At 39.0% G+C, this 15,714-nt stretch carries 14 protein-coding genes and 1 pseudogene; 8 read left to right on the top strand and 7 right to left on the bottom strand.

All coding sequences use genetic code 11. From position 1 onward, the window contains the following. Positions 1-26: 26 nt before the first annotated feature. Together CQA43_RS08340 and CQA43_RS08345 are read right to left on the bottom strand one after the other, a co-directional pair. Complete coding sequence (locus CQA43_RS08340; protein WP_115552138.1) at positions 27-1,262, bottom strand: malic enzyme-like NAD(P)-binding protein; 1,236 nt, start codon at positions 1,260-1,262, stop codon at positions 27-29. Positions 1,263-1,375: 113 nt separating this feature from the next. Then, complete coding sequence (locus tag CQA43_RS08345) at positions 1,376-3,358, bottom strand: AsmA family protein (protein ID WP_147290094.1); 1,983 nt, start codon at positions 3,356-3,358, stop codon at positions 1,376-1,378. 169 nt (positions 3,359-3,527) lie between these two features. Here CQA43_RS08345 and ileS point away from each other — a divergent pair, with 169 nt between their 5' ends. From ileS to CQA43_RS08360, 4 genes are all read left to right on the top strand, one after another. Beyond that, entirely contained in the window at positions 3,528-6,338 is a 2,811-nt protein-coding gene (gene ileS / locus CQA43_RS08350; RefSeq protein ID WP_115552140.1) for an isoleucine--tRNA ligase, read from the top strand. Positions 6,339-6,346: 8 nt separating this feature from the next. Further along, positions 6,347-6,484 carry a hypothetical protein gene (locus CQA43_RS09550; RefSeq protein ID WP_181881670.1) on the top strand — a complete coding sequence of 46 codons (138 nt, stop codon included), beginning with the start codon at positions 6,347-6,349 and terminating at the stop codon, positions 6,482-6,484. 70 nt (positions 6,485-6,554) lie between these two features. Beyond that, positions 6,555-7,586 (top strand): glycosyltransferase family 4 protein, encoded by a 1,032-nt coding sequence (locus CQA43_RS08355; protein WP_181881671.1) that lies wholly within the window; start codon positions 6,555-6,557, stop codon positions 7,584-7,586. Between the two features lie 12 nt (positions 7,587-7,598). Continuing rightward, positions 7,599-8,405 (top strand): polysaccharide deacetylase family protein, encoded by an 807-nt coding sequence (locus CQA43_RS08360; RefSeq protein ID WP_115552142.1) that lies wholly within the window; start codon positions 7,599-7,601, stop codon positions 8,403-8,405. An 84-nt stretch (positions 8,406-8,489) separates the two neighbouring features. On the opposite strand, the gene metK is transcribed toward CQA43_RS08360, so the two are convergent. Both metK and CQA43_RS08370 read right to left on the bottom strand, forming a co-directional pair. Continuing rightward, a complete protein-coding gene (metK, locus tag CQA43_RS08365; RefSeq protein WP_115552143.1) occupies positions 8,490-9,650 on the bottom strand; it encodes a methionine adenosyltransferase in 1,161 nt (386 codons plus the stop codon). 303 nt (positions 9,651-9,953) lie between these two features. Next, positions 9,954-10,349: a hypothetical protein gene (locus CQA43_RS08370; RefSeq protein ID WP_115552144.1), complete on the bottom strand. Its 396-nt coding sequence runs from the start codon at positions 10,347-10,349 to the stop codon at positions 9,954-9,956. A gap of 149 nt (positions 10,350-10,498) precedes the next feature. Here CQA43_RS08370 and CQA43_RS08375 point away from each other — a divergent pair, with 149 nt between their 5' ends. Both CQA43_RS08375 and CQA43_RS09940 read left to right on the top strand, forming a co-directional pair. After that, entirely contained in the window at positions 10,499-11,095 is a 597-nt protein-coding gene (locus CQA43_RS08375; protein WP_115552145.1) for a peroxiredoxin, read from the top strand. 84 nt (positions 11,096-11,179) lie between these two features. Then, positions 11,180-11,305: a hypothetical protein gene (locus tag CQA43_RS09940; RefSeq protein ID WP_281270120.1), complete on the top strand. Its 126-nt coding sequence runs from the start codon at positions 11,180-11,182 to the stop codon at positions 11,303-11,305. 202 nt (positions 11,306-11,507) lie between these two features. Here CQA43_RS09940 and CQA43_RS08380 read toward each other — a convergent pair. The 3 genes and pseudogenes from CQA43_RS08380 to CQA43_RS08390 form a co-directional block, all read right to left on the bottom strand. After that, a pseudogene (locus CQA43_RS08380) lies at positions 11,508-11,803 on the bottom strand (SMR family transporter). 285 nt (positions 11,804-12,088) lie between these two features. Further along, complete coding sequence (locus tag CQA43_RS08385) at positions 12,089-12,883, bottom strand: tRNA 2-thiocytidine biosynthesis TtcA family protein (protein WP_115552146.1); 795 nt, start codon at positions 12,881-12,883, stop codon at positions 12,089-12,091. Positions 12,884-12,915: 32 nt separating this feature from the next. Continuing rightward, a complete protein-coding gene (locus tag CQA43_RS08390) occupies positions 12,916-14,286 on the bottom strand; it encodes an MFS transporter (RefSeq protein ID WP_115552147.1) in 1,371 nt (456 codons plus the stop codon). Between the two features lie 68 nt (positions 14,287-14,354). Here CQA43_RS08390 and CQA43_RS08395 point away from each other — a divergent pair, with 68 nt between their 5' ends. Both CQA43_RS08395 and CQA43_RS08400 read left to right on the top strand, forming a co-directional pair. Further along, positions 14,355-14,975, top strand: coding sequence for a non-canonical purine NTP pyrophosphatase (locus tag CQA43_RS08395; RefSeq protein ID WP_115552148.1), 621 nt, complete (start codon positions 14,355-14,357; stop codon positions 14,973-14,975). Positions 14,976-15,158: 183 nt separating this feature from the next. Continuing rightward, positions 15,159-15,674, top strand: a complete 516-nt coding sequence (locus CQA43_RS08400; protein WP_115552149.1) for a hypothetical protein — start codon at positions 15,159-15,161, stop codon at positions 15,672-15,674. The last annotated feature ends 40 nt before the right edge of the window (positions 15,675-15,714 follow it).

The raw sequence follows: 15,714 nt of genomic DNA on the forward strand, positions 1-15,714 counted from the left end.
TTTAACAATTATCTTAAAACTAAAATTTAAGATTCCAAACTTTTGACGCGTGCAACCCCACTATTAATCGCTGCTTGTGCAACCGCGTTAGAAACGAAGTCTTTTAAGCGCGTATCAAAAGGGCTAGGGATAATATAATCTTTACCAAACTCGAACTTTCTCCCGTGAATTTTCTCTAACTCCGCCCTCAAATCATCAGGAATAGGCTTTTCTGCAAGTGCGGCAAGTGCATACGCACAAGCAAACTTCATTTCCTCATTGATACATCTTGAGCGCGCTTTTAATGCGCCTTTGAAAATATAAGGGAATCCCAATACATTATTGATTTGATTAGGATAATCACTTCTGCCTGTTGCAATTATCGCATCAGGTCTTGTCTCATACACAATCTTTGGGTCAATCTCTGGAATTGGGTTACTCATCGCAAAAATCATAGGGTTTGGATTCATTCCCTCAATATCTTTGGCAGTCAAAATATCCCCACGAGAGAGCCCAAGCAAAACATCTGCGCCGTCCAAAGCTTCCTTGTAAGAGTTGATTTGGCGAGAAATTGCAAAGTCTTTTTTAAATCCATTCAAATCTTTTCTAAAAGTTGTGATTGCGCCTTTGCTATCAAACATAATAATTTCTTTTGCTCCTAGATTCTGTGCCATTTTTGCACACGCAATCGCCGCACCACCTGCGCCAAAAACGACAATTTTTAAATCCTCTGCCTTTTTATTTGTGATTTTTAATCCATTGATAATTCCCGCAGTTGAAATGATTGCCGTTCCGTGCTGGTCATCGTGCATAATAGGAATATTAAGAACCTCTTTGAGTTGTGATTCTATATAAAAACATTCAGGTGCTTTAATATCTTCTAAGTTGATTCCGCCAAAAGTTGGCGCGATTGCGCGCACAATCTCAATAAACTTATCCGGATTTGTCTCATCTACTTCAATATCAAACGCGCTAATATCGGCAAATTTCCTAAATAATGCTGATTTCCCCTCCATTACAGGTTTTCCTGCAAGTGCCCCAATGTTTCCAAGCCCCAGAACGGCTGTGCCATTGGAAATAACAGCAACAAGATTGCCTTTGGCAGTGTATTCATACGCGGTATGTGGGTCGCGCTGAATCTCTTTACAAGGAACAGCAACACCCGGAGAATAAGCGATAGATAAATCGTGCTCATTATTTAATTGCGTGCGTGCAACCACTTCAATTTTGCCTCCTTTATGATAAGGAAGTGCGTCTGGATAGGTTTGTTTTAAATCTTCCATTATTGATAAACACCTTAAAAAATTAAAAATTCAGTCAAAATTTAAGCGGAATAAAAATAAAATCTCATTTAAATTTACTTAAATAAACATTAAATTTTAGCCTTTATTTCTATTTAATAAATTTTTGGCTGATGAATATTTCCGAACAATCTATGCTCTTCAGTGCTTTTAGAGTGCTTAAGAAGCAAATTTCCCTCCAAAGTAGAATTGTTTAGATTCGTAACAATTTTGGAAGATTGGATTTGAATATTCTGCACTTTTGATTTTTTGGAATCTGCTTTTGATTGGAGAGAAATCGTACTGTGTAGTTGATTGTCCATAGTAAGCTGATGATAGAGGAAGCCATTAAAATCCACTTGGCTTAGATTCTGCCCTATTGCTTGATTCAAAGAGCGCAAAAGTGCAGTATTGCGGAATCTTACATTGGTAATATCAAAGTTAAAATGACATATATTTTCCACAAAATATTCTTTGACATTGAGATTCGCCACTCCTTCAAAATAATGAGGAATCTTTGGAAATATCGTATAAATTTGCGCACTACTTAGCTGATTGAGATAAAGATTGGAAGCCGTTTTGCTCACACTCAAACTCAACGCGTGCAAACTAGATGATTTTGCATTGCTGTCTTCTTTTATCTCTCCTTTAAGGTTCAAAGACTCATTAGTCGCTAATCCTTGTGCATTCAGTATGCCTTTAAAGAGGCTTTTATTCCGATAGGAGAAATTTTGAAGCTTCGTTAAGGTGATTTCTTGTGGAATCTCAAACGCAAAGGGCTGCAAAGAGATTTTGCCCCCTTGCCCTTGAAAATCTGCAAGATTGGAATGGAGCGCATAATTTAGGATTCCTTGTCCTTGCGCTAGCTCTATCTTGGAATCTAGCTGAAATGTCATAGCAGGAAATCCGATGTGCGTGCGCATTTCTATAAGTGGGCTATTGATAAACAAATCTTGACTTTGCATTAAGACAACGCCAGAGATTCCGCTTGCAAAATCGCGTAAATCCAAATCGAGATTAAGCGTTCCTCGCAAAAAAGAAGGTTGATTAAAAAGCGTAAAAAGCGCGCTTGCCTCCAAGTTTTGACTTGTGAGTTTCAAGGTATTAGCTTGTAAATTTTGCAAATTCAAACGAAAATCCAAAGGGGAGTTTTCCAAACGCATCGTTCCGCTAATCAGCATATTTTTCATATCACCCTTTGCGATTCCTTTTGTCTCCAAAGCCCCATTAAGCGGAATCCCAAAAAAAGGTGAAAGGGGTGAAAGATTTTGAAAACCACAATGAAATTCTGTATCGGTGGCTAAAGTTCTTAGATTGCTCGCCCCCTTGAGCGCAAAATCCCCAACGCTAGAATAAATTTTCAAATGATGTTGGAAAGTATTGTGATGTATCTCGCCTTGTAATTCTCCCATAAAATATGTCGGTGGAATTGTGAGATTAAAATGCGATAAAAACTCCTCTGCTGCTAGCTCCCCACCCTCTAGGCTCACATTGAAGATTCCATTATAAAGATTCGCTTCGGATTTTGTATTTAAAAGAGTTTGCCAAAGGGAGTAAGAAGTGTCTTGCAAATCCTCTTGAGCTTGCTCTAATTTCAAATCAAAGTTTAAGATTCCATCTCCATAAGGTGCTTCATCAAACAAAACAAAGAGTGTCGCTAAACTTGCATTTTTTGTGTGCAGTTTAAGACTCTTAAAATCCAAATAAGAGCCATAAGCATTCAAATCACTTTGCGAATCCAAAAGATTGCTTTGCGCTTGCAAAATATAATGTGCAAATTCGCCGCTAAATTCACCCTCTACCCAAGTATTCTCGGCAAATTGCAAGGTTTTGTCTGCAATTTTTGTGCTAAACCCGTGAGAATTTAACAAAAACTTGCCTTTAAGATTCCGCAAAAACAAGGAATAATCACTCTCCAAAAATAACTCTAACTGCCCATTATGCGCCACAGCCTCCAAAGAAAAATGAGAGGGGGTGATTTTAAAGTGTCTTGCTTGCCATTTAAAATGCGTGTAAGATTCCAACTTCAAAAGCAAAAGATTTCCAACATATACATTACCAAAAGATGAAAAAATAAAAGCGGTGAAACCAAAAAACATTATCAAGATACCTGCAAAAGCTAGGATAATTTTTTTTGTTAGTGGATACTTTTGTTTTTTCATAGCTTCAAGTGTAATCAAAAATTCGTTAAAAAGACTTAAAAATTAGGCACTTTTAAAAGAAATCAAGGTAGAATCTAGACTTTATTTGTCTAACAAAAGGGAATTTATGGACTACAAAGATACACTAGCATTACCTACAACAAACTTTCCTATGCGTGGAAATCTCCCGCAAAATGAACCGAAGACCTATCAACTATGGAAAAGTAGTCGTATTTATCCAACGATGGAACAAAACCGCAAAAATGCGAGCGTTACTTTTAATCTACACGATGGACCGCCTTATGCAAACGGACATATTCATATCGGACACGCACTCAATAAAATCCTCAAAGATATGATTGTAAAACAGCATTATTTTCAAGGCGAAAAAGTATTTTACACACCGGGTTGGGATTGCCACGGATTGCCTATTGAACAACAAGTAGAAAAAAAGCTTGGCAAAGAAAAAAAGGATTCCTTACCCAAAATCAAAATCCGCGAACTTTGTCGCAAACACGCAGAGGAATTTGTCCAAATCCAAAAAAATGAATTTTTAGAACTCGGAATCTTTGGAGATTTTGAGAATCCTTATAAAACGATGGATTTTGCCTTTGAAGCAGAAATCTACAAAGCACTTTGTGGAGTTGCCAAAAAAGGCTTACTCAAAGAGCGCAGTAAGCCTGTTTATTGGAGTTGGGCTTGTCAAACTGCCTTAGCAGAAGCTGAAGTGGAGTACGAGGAAAAAGAGAGCGATTCCATCTTTGTCGCTTTTCCCTTGCAAGAAGATGCGCTTCAAGCATTAGGCACGCAAGAATTAGGAATCCACAAAGCCTCTTGTGTTATTTGGACAACTACTCCTTGGACTCTTCCTGCAAATAGCGGAATCGCTCTTAATCCCGAAGAACTCTACGCATTAACACAAGATAATAAAATAGTCCTCGCCTCCCAAGTAGAGAAATTGGCAGAACTTGGCATAGTGAAAAACAAGATTCTAAAGACATTCCACTCCCAAATCTTAGAAAACAAACACGCAACCAATCCGCTAAATGGAAGGAATTCTAAAATCATCTTAGGAGAACATGTCGCAAGCAACGAGGGAAGCGGTTGCGTGCATACTGCACCCGGACACGGAGAGGACGACTATTTCATCGGACTAAAATACGACTTGCCTATGTTAATGCCCGTAGATGATAAAGGTTGTTTTGATGAAACATTAATAAAGGAAAAATTATTCTTCAATCCCGATGAATTTGTGGGAAAATTTATCTTTGATACACACCCAAGAATCTTGGAGCTTTTGGGAGAACATTTGTTGCTTCATAGCAAAATCAAACATTCTTATCCGCACTGTTGGCGTTCGCACCAACCCGTAATTTTTCGCGCAACTGCACAATGGTTTATTCTAATGGACGAACCCTATACAAGCAATGGAGAAACTTTGCGTCAAGTCGCTTTACAACAAATTAAAAAAACGCGATTCTATCCCGAACACGGAATGCACAGAATCTACTCTATGATAGAGAATCGCCCCGATTGGTGTATTTCAAGGCAAAGAGATTGGGGTGTTCCGATTGCCTTTTTTAAAGACAAGCAAAGTGGCAAGGTTTTATTGGATTCAGAGATTTTGGATTTTGTTGCGGAAATTTTTACCAAAGAAGGTTGTGATGCGTGGTGGAGCAAAAGTGTAGAGGAACTCCTCCCGCCTCAACACAAAGACAAAGCAGGACATTTAGAAAAAGTGCAGCACATTTTAGATGTGTGGTTTGATAGTGGAAGCACTTGGAAAGCCGTGCTAGAGAGCGATAAATATGCTAGCGGAGGGAATCCTGCTAGTATGTATTTAGAGGGAAGCGACCAACATAGAGGTTGGTTTCATAGCTCTTTGCTCGTCAGCTGTGCAATCCATCAATGCGCACCTTACAAAAGTATCTTAACGCACGGCTTTACAATGGACGAAAATGGCGAGAAAATGAGCAAGTCTAAAGGCAATGTGGTTGCGCCAAAAGATGTATTAAAGGAATTTGGAGCAGAAATCCTGCGACTTTGGGTTGCGCAGAGTGATTATCAAAATGACCAAAGAATCTCTAACAATATCCTAAAACAAGTGAGTGAAAATTACCGCAAAATCCGCAATACGATTCGCTTTTTACTCGCCAATATAGGAACATTAGAAAGTTTAGAGACACGGCATTTTAGCCAAATTGATTTGTGGATATTGAAAAAAGCACAAAACTGCTTTAAAGAAGTTAATGCGCTTTTTAATGAATATGAATTTTCCAAAGGCTTGCAGGAGCTAAACTACTTTTTAAACGCGGAACTTAGTGGAATCTACCTTGACCTTTGCAAAGACAATCTTTATTGCAATGCGCTAGAGTCCAAAGAACGCAAAGCTGCACAAAATGTAATGGCTCTTATTTGTGGCAGATTGTTTGGGCTTCTTGCTCCAATTCTTACCTATACAATTAACGAAGCTTTAAACCACACAACGAGCAAGGCATTGTTGGAAAGTTGTGGAATTACAAAGGAGATTCAAAACCCAAATATTGCTGTGCTTGAAGTTCTTTATCAGCCGCTCCCTTGCTTTGAACAACCCAAGATAGATTTTGAAAAACTCTTGGCTTTGCGTTCCTGTTTCTTGGAGCAAATCGACAGCCTCAAAAAAGAATCTAAAATCAAATCCACATTAGAAGTAGATTTCATCACTTCCGCTAAAATTGCGGAGTTTGAGGAGTTGAATCTTTGGCTTATGGTAAGCGCAGTAGAGTGTAACAAAACAGCTTCCAATCTATTGGTGAGTTTTACCTTTGAGGGAGAGACTTATCACATTTGCAAAGCCAAAGGACACAAATGTCCGCGTTGTTGGCAATTTATCGCACAAGAAGCAGACACACCTTGTGTGCGTTGTGCTGGAGTTTTAGCAGATTCTAAAAAATCTTAGGAGCAAAAATGTTTGAAGGGTTTTTTGATTTGACACAACCTGTGGGGCTTGATGAGACTTGGGTAAGTATTTTTGTTGTGTGCTTTATGATGTGGCTTGGGTTTGTTGCAGTAAAACGCATTAAAGAAAAGAGAACAAACAAATGAACATTCTGCACACAGAGACTCTAAAAAGTTGGGGGGGGGGCAAAATAAAGTCTTAAACGAAATGAAGCTTATGCGCGAACTTGGGCATAAAGTCTTTTTGTTCGCCAATCCAAACACACAAATTGCACAAAGAGCGGAGAATCTTGGCTTTGAAGTGATTGCGTGCGAAATGTCTAAGAAAACCTATCATCAAAGCATTCCCAAGCTTTTTTCTATCGTCAAAAAATACCATATCCATTGCGTCATCACCCACGATTCTACTGATAGTTGGATAGGAGTAGCTACGCGCATTTTGTGCAGACTCAATGGAATCCGCACGATTTTTATGCGTGAGAGGCACAATCTCTACCCCATTAAAGGCTTTCTCTCTAAAGCATTGCATACACATTTGTTTGATAAGATTCTATACATTTCTGAAGCTGTAGGGGAATATTTAGAGCAAATTGGCGTCCCAAAATCTAAACTATTTTATCTCCCAGATACCATTGATACTACAAGCTTGAAACAAACAAAAAGCAGCTTTAGAGAGGAATTTGGAATCGCAGGGGATTCTTTGGTGATTGGCACTTTCACTTCTTTGTATCCCAAAAAGGGCGTGTATGACTTCGCAGAGGCTGCTAAACTTGTGTTAAAAGAATATCCTAATGCGGTGATTGTCTTTGGCGGTGGAATCAATGAAGGAATCAAAAATCAAATCCAACAAGACTTCAAGCAAAGAGAACGCATTATTTTCACGGGTTGGCGTGAAGATGCCCTCAATGTCATCAAAGCCTTTGATATTTATGTCTTCGCAAGCCACACCGAGGGGCTTGGAACGGTATTATTGGAGGCAATGTGTTCGCAAGTGCCTATCGTAGTGTATGACAAGCCTCCTATGAATCATCTAATTGCCCACAAACAAAGGGGGCTTTGTGCTTCATATTTGGACGCGCAAGATTTAAGTTGCCAAATCTTACACCTCATCACACACAAAGAGGAATCTCTAATGTATGCAAGAGGGGCTTTAGAGTATGTCTGCACCCGCCACGACCATACACGACTCAAAGGCGCACTTGAAAATCTCCTTGCTCAAGTCGCGCAAAGATTCCAAGATTCCATATAAGGGGCGCAATCAATGTTTCCAATTTGTATTTGCACATTACACCATATCCACACACAAAGCGATAGTTTGACAATTAGCCCAACAATGCTCCAAAAGGCGATTTTGCGAATTTTAGATATGGGATTTACCTTTATCACCTATGGAGAGTTCATAGAAGCAATTTTGCAAAACAAAAACATCGGAAAGAAAAAGGTACTCTTGACTTTTGATGATGGATATTTTGATTTATATCGCTTTGGATTCCCTATCTTAAAGGAGCTAAGAATCCCCGCGGTGTGTTTTTTGATTACCAATACAATCCGTGATTCTAAGCGAGAGATTTATGATTTAGAACCAAAACTTCACAAAAACTTCAACTACTCCAATGATTTAGAATATTTTCTGAATCTCTCTGAAATCCTAGAAATGCACGCAAGCGGACTTATGGAGTTTGATAGCCACAGCGCGACACATTTTTCTTGCAATAGCGAAGATACAGAGAGATTGAAGCAAGAATTGACGCACTCAAGAGATAAGATTTCGGAGATATTTCCCCACAAAAAATATTTTGGATTCTGCTTTCCTAGAGGAGATTTTAATACAAATGCTTTGAATCTTTTATCCACTTGTGGATACGATTTTGCCTTTAGCACCATAGATGGTGGGCTTTGCAAAGGAGATGACTTAAGGAGAATCCGTAGGATTGACATTTCTCAAAGCACGCGCAAGGAAGCGGATTATCTTTTTCGCTTAAGCAAAAAACTAAATCTTTATTCCTATCCCTTGCTTGGCAATCTCTATTCTAACTTTAGAAATCGCAAATTTCATCGTGTCCCCTGACATTTGTTTTGTAAGGTGAGTTACCAATTACACACTCACCCGCAAAACCAACCAAGATTTTCCTACTCGCCAACTCTTTAAAGACTATTTGAGGTTAAAATAATCCTTGATTGCTTCGGCTTTATCTGTCTTCTCCCAAGTAAATTCTGGCAATTCGCGTCCAAAATGTCCATAACTTGCAGTTTTTTGATAAATCGGACGCAGTAAATCTAAGGATTCTATAATTCCGCGCGGAGTGAGACGAAACACTTGTTTAACGCATTCTTCAATTTTAGAATCTTCTACTTTTCCTGTGCCGTGCGTATTGACAAGAATAGAAACGGGTTCTACCACGCCGATTGCATACGCAATTTGAATCGTAGCCTTATCACAGATTCCGCTTGCTACAAGATTCTTAGCCACATAGCGCATCGCATAAGCTCCGCTTCTATCTACTTTGCTTGGGTCTTTTCCGCTAAATGCACCTCCCCCGTGCGGACAACTTCCGCCATAAGTATCCACGATGATTTTGCGCCCTGTTAACCCTGCATCACCTTGTGGTCCGCCAATCACAAATTTACCTGTAGGATTCACAAAATAACGAATATTATCGTTTGCAAACTCTTTTGGCAAAACTTTTTTCACCACCTCTTCAATCACTGCACTTCTCAATGTATTTTGTGGAGTTTCTGGACTATGTTGCGTAGAAACGACAATCGTATCAATTCCTATAGGTATGCCATTTGCATATTTAATCGTTACTTGGGATTTGCCATCGGGACGCAAAAAAGGCAAAGTGCCATCTTTCCTAGCTCTTGCCAAACCCTCTGTAATTCTATGGGACAAATGAATTGGTAGTGGCATTAACACATCGGTTTCCTTACACGCATAGCCAAACATTAGCCCTTGGTCGCCCGCGCCAATCTCGCCGTCCTCTCTATCTACCCCTTGATTGATATCTGGACTTTGCTCGCCTACTCCATTTAACACGCCCGCGCTATGATAATCAAACCCATATCTTGCGTCAATATAGCCAATCTCTCGCACCACGCGTCTAGCAATATCTTGCATTGGCGCATAAGCCGTTGTTTTTAATTCTCCTGCAATCACGCAATAACCATTAGAAAGCAAAGTTTCACAAGCTACTCTCGCCTTTGTATCTCGCTCTATAATATAATCCAAAATTGCGTCGCTGATTTGGTCAGCCATTTTATCTGGGTGTCCTTCGGTTACAGATTCGGAAGTGAAAAGAAACTCTTTTTGCATAAATTCACCTTGTATTTTAAATTTTTGGGATTGTATCACAAAGAAACTTAATTTTAAATCTTGCAGATTTTAAGGGAAAATTACCAATATATTTTTACAATGGAATCCTAAAAGCAGTTTGGAATGTGGATTGCTATCCAAGTTAAGACTCACCCGCAAAGACGCAGTGGAAAATTCCTAGTATCCAAATATTATAAATTGCCACGAATTGCGTTGTAATTCTCACAAGAGTGAAAACCCACAATATCCCTCTGAAGCAATCCACAAATAAACAAAGTGGGTAAATTTTGATTGATACAAAATCTATTGTAGCTTCACACCCTGATTTTGCGACGAATTCCTAAAAAGCGTATAGGATTTCACTACATCTTTTTTTGTGAAATAAATCTGTAAATTGTGGCTCCTTATTTCATCTTTGGAAATCAAAACTCCGATTAAAGGAATATGATTGGTCGCATCGTAGTCTGCTTCTGCATACTCATACACCAATGTCTCCGTGCCGTCCTCCTCTATATGTGTCCCCGTTGGCTTACCATACATCTGTATCACTTGTGCTTTGGTTGTTTTGCCTTTAATCAACTCTTTTTTGAAATCCTCTTGTGTCTTTTTGGCTAAAATCTCATTACCCCCTTTAAAAGTGCAGCCTGCAATAAGTAAAGAGCATAAACCTAAACACAACATTAATTTTTTGTATTCCATTTGAAATCCCTTTCTCTATTAAAATAAAACTCATATTATGCCCCCCCCCCCTAAAAATAAACTTAATTTAATCTTTAATTTATCTAAGATTTGTTATCATTTTCTAATTGATATTTTTTATCAATCAATTATTTTTATAAGGATTTAAAATGTTAGTAACAAAAAAAGCTCCAGACTTCAAAGCCCCAGCAGTTTTGGCAAATAACACTATCGTAGAGGATTTTGAACTCTCAAAAAACTTAGGCAAAAATGGTGCAGTTGTATTCTTTTGGCCCAAAGACTTTACTTTTGTTTGTCCTTCAGAAATCATCGCGATGGACCATAGAGTTAAGGCATTTAGCGAAAAAGGATTCAATGTCATTGGTGTTTCCATTGACTCTGATGTCGTGCATTTTGCGTGGAAAAACACTCCTGTAAATCAAGGCGGAATCGGAAATGTGCAATTCCCAATGGTTTCAGACATCACCAAACAAATTTCACGTGATTATGAAGTGCTAATCGGTGATGCAGTTGCGCTCCGCGGCTCATTCTTGATTGACAAAAATCAAGTTGTCCGCCACGCAGTGATTAACGACTTGCCACTTGGGCGCAATATGGACGAAATGCTAAGAATGTGCGACGCATTGACTTTCTTTGAAGAGCACGGCGAAGTTTGCCCAGCAGGTTGGAACAAAGGCGACAAAGGTATGAGAGCAGACGCAAAGGGCGTAGCAGAATACCTTTCACAAAACGCAGACAAATTATAATTCTTGCAAGGATTTCCCTTGCAAATCCCACAAATCTAGCAATCTCCGACTTTTTTAATCTCTTTTCACAACGCAAAGCTTGAGATGAAGCTTCCAAACATTATGGAATCTCACAATGAAATCCCCCACCTTGTCCTTGCTAACCTTTGCGTGTTGTTTTTCATTATTGCAAGAGGCTTTAGCCTCGTGGCAACCTATAATCTAGCATAAATTAGACTTTGCAATGGAATCTTAAAAGCGAGATTCTACATAGTTTGCTTCACTTCGTTCGCAATGACAGAATAGTTAAATTTGCAGGTATGCGGGATTATGGATTGCCGAGATTCCTGCGGAATCTCACAATGACGAAGTCGTTAAATCTCAAAGATTCCATTTTAAAGGGGGATTGTGGGCATTGTGGATTCTGTTTTGATTACAGATTTAACAAAACCACAGCGCAAACCACCATTACCATACCGATATAGCCGATGATTCCTAAACGCTCTTTGAAAAATATATAGCCCCCAAGGCTCGTGCCGACAATTCCCACCACCCCCCAAGTAGAATACGCAACACTTAAGGGCATTTTCTCAAGCACGAAGATTAGTGCGCTAAACGCCCCTCCCAAACCATAAGAATACAGCCTATCGTGTAGCCTTTGCGCTTAAACGCATTGGATTTTTTCAAAAACAAATTTGCGATAATGTCCAAGCGGTAATTACGACATATCCTAGTGCTAGGCTCATTGCATTCCTCGGTGGATTGTGGAATCCGATTCTACTTTTTCGCGCTTTAACTCGGAGTAATTAATAAGCGCAATTCCACTTGGATTATTAAGTGCGCAAAACCGCTTTGTAAAAGCATTTTTTGAGCCTTTGGTAGAGTTTTGAAACCCTTGTCACCTCTTGATATTATAGTCTTTTGATTTTGGAGGGCAAAAGCTAGAAGTGTGTGAGATTCCGCAAGATTCTGATAAATTAAATTGTGGCAAATCTTTTAATGCAAAGGTTAATGCTATTTGCTAGATTCTTGCTCTTGTTTGTCCAAATACCGCTCATCAAAGAGGCTATTTAAATGCACATTGCTTAAAGCTACTTTCAAAGAAGTAAAAAAGTCTGGATTCTCTTCCTCCATTTTCTTTAACATTTGCTTTGTTTTCTCTCTTGCGAAAGGACGTTTGTCGTGCGTTTGCCACATCACAGGACAATTACAATCAGGAGCAATATAAATGTTATTTTTGGCAATAAAGTCAATAATTTGCCGCTCCCGCACAAAAATTAGCGGACGAATCACAAACAACCCATTTCCTGCTTTATATAGGGGTGGCATAGAACGCAATGCACCATTATAGGTGAGATTCATCATAAAGCTTTCTGCTGCGTCATCTAAATGATGAGCTAAGGCGAGTTTGTTGAATCCTCCCTCTAAAGCTTTCGTATAAAGCGCACCTCGCCGCATACGCGAACAAAAACTACAAACCACACTCCCCTCACGCTTGTTTTCCTCCAAAATCTTATAAATATCTGTGCGGTAGAGTTCATAGGGGATTCCAAGCCTCTCGCAATACTCAAAGATATATTCATACTCGCCCCCGCGCCCATAATCAATCGTAACTGCCTTAAACTCAAACTTAAAAGGTGCATATTTTTTCAGTCTCGCTAGAAGTGTCGCTAAAAGTATGGAATCCTTACCCCCACTTAAGCCCAAAAGCACCTTATCGCCTTCTTTTATTAAGTCTAGTTGAGCATTGGTAGAGCCTGTTATCTTTAAGATTTTTTTGCTAATTTCTATGTTTTGCTCTTTTGCCATTTTTCACCTTTTTTGGATTCTATTTTTTATAGTTATTTGGAATCCCCTAAATCAAAATATCCCTCTAAATGTCCTCTAGCAAATTCCAAAATTTCTGCTTCCTCCAATAAGTGTTTATCGTATTTCACCACCACAACTTGCTCGCTTTCATTGATATACCATTCAAGCACCCCGCGCAACTCCCCTAACACTTCCAAAGTCTCATTTGTGATTCTATTTTTCAAAGATAAATAAAGATTTTTCTGCATAGTTGGATTTGCCAAAAGAGAAAAAGAGAGAATCCATAAAAAAGAGGTAATGACAACAAACATCGTAATAGAAAGCATACTAAAAAAAGTATAAAAATGCCCTCCCAAAAGCGCACCAAAAAACGAGCCTAGATAGCCAAAAGAAGTGAAAATCCCCATTGCGCTGCCCTTTTGGTGTGCTTTACAATAACGACTTGCGAGGCTTTGCATAATGGGCTCGTGGATAGAGAATCCTACAAAAAACACAAGCACACCAAAGATAAACACCGCTTGACTTTCGCTTAACATTAGCAAATAGCTAAACACAAAAAACAAGATTCCAACAATCATTACTGCCTTAAATTTCCCTCTTTTTTCCGCTAATATCGCCGCGGGTGCCATTGCAAAGAATCCTAAAAGTGAGGCGGGAATATACACTTGCCACAAGTCCTCTTTAGGCATTTCAAAGCCCTTAACAAGAGCAATAGGAATAATAAGAAATGCCAAAGTCATAAAGCCTTTTTGCAAGAAATTTGTGAGATTCATAATTTGGAGATTCTTGTTTTTTAAAATCGCATTATATTCTCCGCTTTGATTCGTGAAACGATAAGTAACTTTGGGCGTATTGGGCACAGCAACAAACAAAATTACAAGTCCAAAAAGTGCCAAAATACAGGTAATCCAAAAAAGGCTTGGGATTCCATAATGCGCACCAAGAATCGGACCTAAAATCAGTGCAAAGGTAAAACTAAGCGAAATCGTCCCTCCCATAAGTGCCATTGCCTTTGTGCGATTCTCCTCACGCACCAAATCCGCTATCATTGCGCTTATCACTCCTCCAACAGCTCCAGCTCCTTGCATTAACCTCCCTACAATCAGCCAATAAATATCCGCGCTCAAGGCACAGACGAGTGAGCCAAAAACAAAAACCACAAGCCCTAGCGCAATCATACTTTTGCGCCCAAATTTATCGCTTAGGAATCCAAAAGGAATTTGAAATAAGACTTGCGTCAGCGCATATCCACCCATTGCGATTCCAATTAGAATCGGGCTTGAGCCTTGAAGAGAGAGCGCATAAAGCGATAAAATGGGCATAACAATAAATAGTCCAAAAAACCTAGAAGCGAGAATGAGACTTAGAGGCAAGCTTTGCTTGATGAGGGATTCCTTTGCCATTTTGCGTCCTTATGCTAAAATTCCAAAACAAAAAAATGATTTTACCCAAAAATAAATAAAGGCAAGTTATGCGCTTAATCTTAGCAACTTCAAATCAAGACAAAATCAAAGAAATCCGACAAATTTACGCTTCATTTTCACAAGATTTTGGAGTAGAGATTCTCTCTTGGGACACACTGATGACGCCCTTTGAGATTACAGAGGACGGCACAAGCTTTCAAGAAAATGCGTTAATTAAATCTAGGGTGGTTTTTGAAATACTCAAAAATCAAGGGATTCTAAAAGTGCGAGATATTGTCTTATCCGATGACAGCGGAATCTGCGTAGAGAAGCTAGGAGGTGCACCGGGGATTCGTAGCGCAAGATATAGCGGAGGTGGAGCGGAGGAGAATTTAGAAAAACTGCGTAGCGAAGTAAAAAGACTAGGCGGAATCTCAAGGGCACATTATTGCGCGTGTATTGGCATTAGCTCCTTTGTAAGCGATTCTAGTGCGCACGGGTTTATGTATGGACAGGTGATTGCAGAGTGTCGCGGAGAAAATGGATTTGGTTATGACCCGATTTTCATTCCCAATGGATTTAACAAAACTCTAGCCGAGTTAAGCAGTGAGGAGAAAAATTCCATTTCACATCGCAGAATCGCACTAGAAAATGCGCAGTATTTATTGCGTGCTTTGCTTGAAAAATAATCCATTTTTCTCTATGATTCCAAAAATAAATGCACATAAGGTATATCAATGAAACGAGCAATTAATCGGGGGGGGGGGACAGAATAAGCTAAACTTTCCTTTTATTTTGAAATTAAAACAACAATTTCAAAGATTTAGGCTCAAAAAAAGATTACTTCGCCATTATGCGCAAACATTTCCCCAATGTGCCAATTTGGCATTTTGCTTCCAAAGCAAAATCAAGAGTTTTGGGAATCTTGCAGAGAAAATACCATAGAAATACACCCAACAAAGTATCCCATAGAGATAGATTGGGACGGAATACAGAAAGTCTGCAAAGAACAAGGTGTGGTTTTAAAGTTTTTTATGGATTCTGATAAAAAACAAGAAGTGATGACAAAAATGATTCTAAATCCTAAGGGCAATTCTAACCCTTTTCAAAGCTTCATTGGTTGCACACTCAACCAATGCGCACAACTTTACGAGGGCAAGCTTTACCCTTCTGCTTATATTGAACATTTTAACAAGCATTTCTCGCAAAACTTGCAAATCACATCTTTAGACTTTATAGATATTCACAAGCCCAATCTTGCCTACCAAGAGATTCTGAATTTTATGGCAAAGCCATTGCCTTTTTGTCGTTATTGTGATACGATGAAATGGCAACACATCGGAGAATGGAAAGATTCTAAAAAAGATATTTCTGAATACTTAGGGTAATTTTTAAACGCAAAGATTCTACTTAAGACGGAGTAGAAAA

Origin of the sequence: Helicobacter ganmani (genome assembly GCF_003364315.1) — a bacterium.
GTDB lineage: Bacteria > Campylobacterota > Campylobacteria > Campylobacterales > Helicobacteraceae > Helicobacter_D > Helicobacter_D ganmani.

What these genes read in the sequence shown, in the direction of transcription:
- CQA43_RS08395 (WP_115552148.1), top strand. Translation starts at nt 14,355, where the DNA reads ATGCGCTTAATCTTAGCAACTTCAAATCAAGACAAAATCAAAGAAATC.
- CQA43_RS08385 (WP_115552146.1), bottom strand. Translation starts at nt 12,883, where the DNA reads ATGGCAAAAGAGCAAAACATAGAAATTAGCAAAAAAATCTTAAAGATA.
- CQA43_RS08400 (WP_115552149.1), top strand. Translation starts at nt 15,159, where the DNA reads ATGTGCCAATTTGGCATTTTGCTTCCAAAGCAAAATCAAGAGTTTTGG.
- CQA43_RS08390 (WP_115552147.1), bottom strand. Translation starts at nt 14,286, where the DNA reads ATGGCAAAGGAATCCCTCATCAAGCAAAGCTTGCCTCTAAGTCTCATT.
- CQA43_RS08370 (WP_115552144.1), bottom strand. Translation starts at nt 10,349, where the DNA reads ATGGAATACAAAAAATTAATGTTGTGTTTAGGTTTATGCTCTTTACTT.
- metK (WP_115552143.1), bottom strand. Translation starts at nt 9,650, where the DNA reads ATGCAAAAAGAGTTTCTTTTCACTTCCGAATCTGTAACCGAAGGACAC.
- CQA43_RS08345 (WP_147290094.1), bottom strand. Translation starts at nt 3,358, where the DNA reads ATGTTTTTTGGTTTCACCGCTTTTATTTTTTCATCTTTTGGTAATGTA.
- CQA43_RS08360 (WP_115552142.1), top strand. Translation starts at nt 7,599, where the DNA reads ATGTTTCCAATTTGTATTTGCACATTACACCATATCCACACACAAAGC.
- ileS (WP_115552140.1), top strand. Translation starts at nt 3,528, where the DNA reads ATGGACTACAAAGATACACTAGCATTACCTACAACAAACTTTCCTATG.
- CQA43_RS08340 (WP_115552138.1), bottom strand. Translation starts at nt 1,262, where the DNA reads ATGGAAGATTTAAAACAAACCTATCCAGACGCACTTCCTTATCATAAA.
- CQA43_RS09940 (WP_281270120.1), top strand. Translation starts at nt 11,180, where the DNA reads ATGAAGCTTCCAAACATTATGGAATCTCACAATGAAATCCCCCACCTT.
- CQA43_RS08375 (WP_115552145.1), top strand. Translation starts at nt 10,499, where the DNA reads ATGTTAGTAACAAAAAAAGCTCCAGACTTCAAAGCCCCAGCAGTTTTG.
- CQA43_RS08355 (WP_181881671.1), top strand. Translation starts at nt 6,555, where the DNA reads ATGCGCGAACTTGGGCATAAAGTCTTTTTGTTCGCCAATCCAAACACA.
- CQA43_RS09550 (WP_181881670.1), top strand. Translation starts at nt 6,347, where the DNA reads ATGTTTGAAGGGTTTTTTGATTTGACACAACCTGTGGGGCTTGATGAG.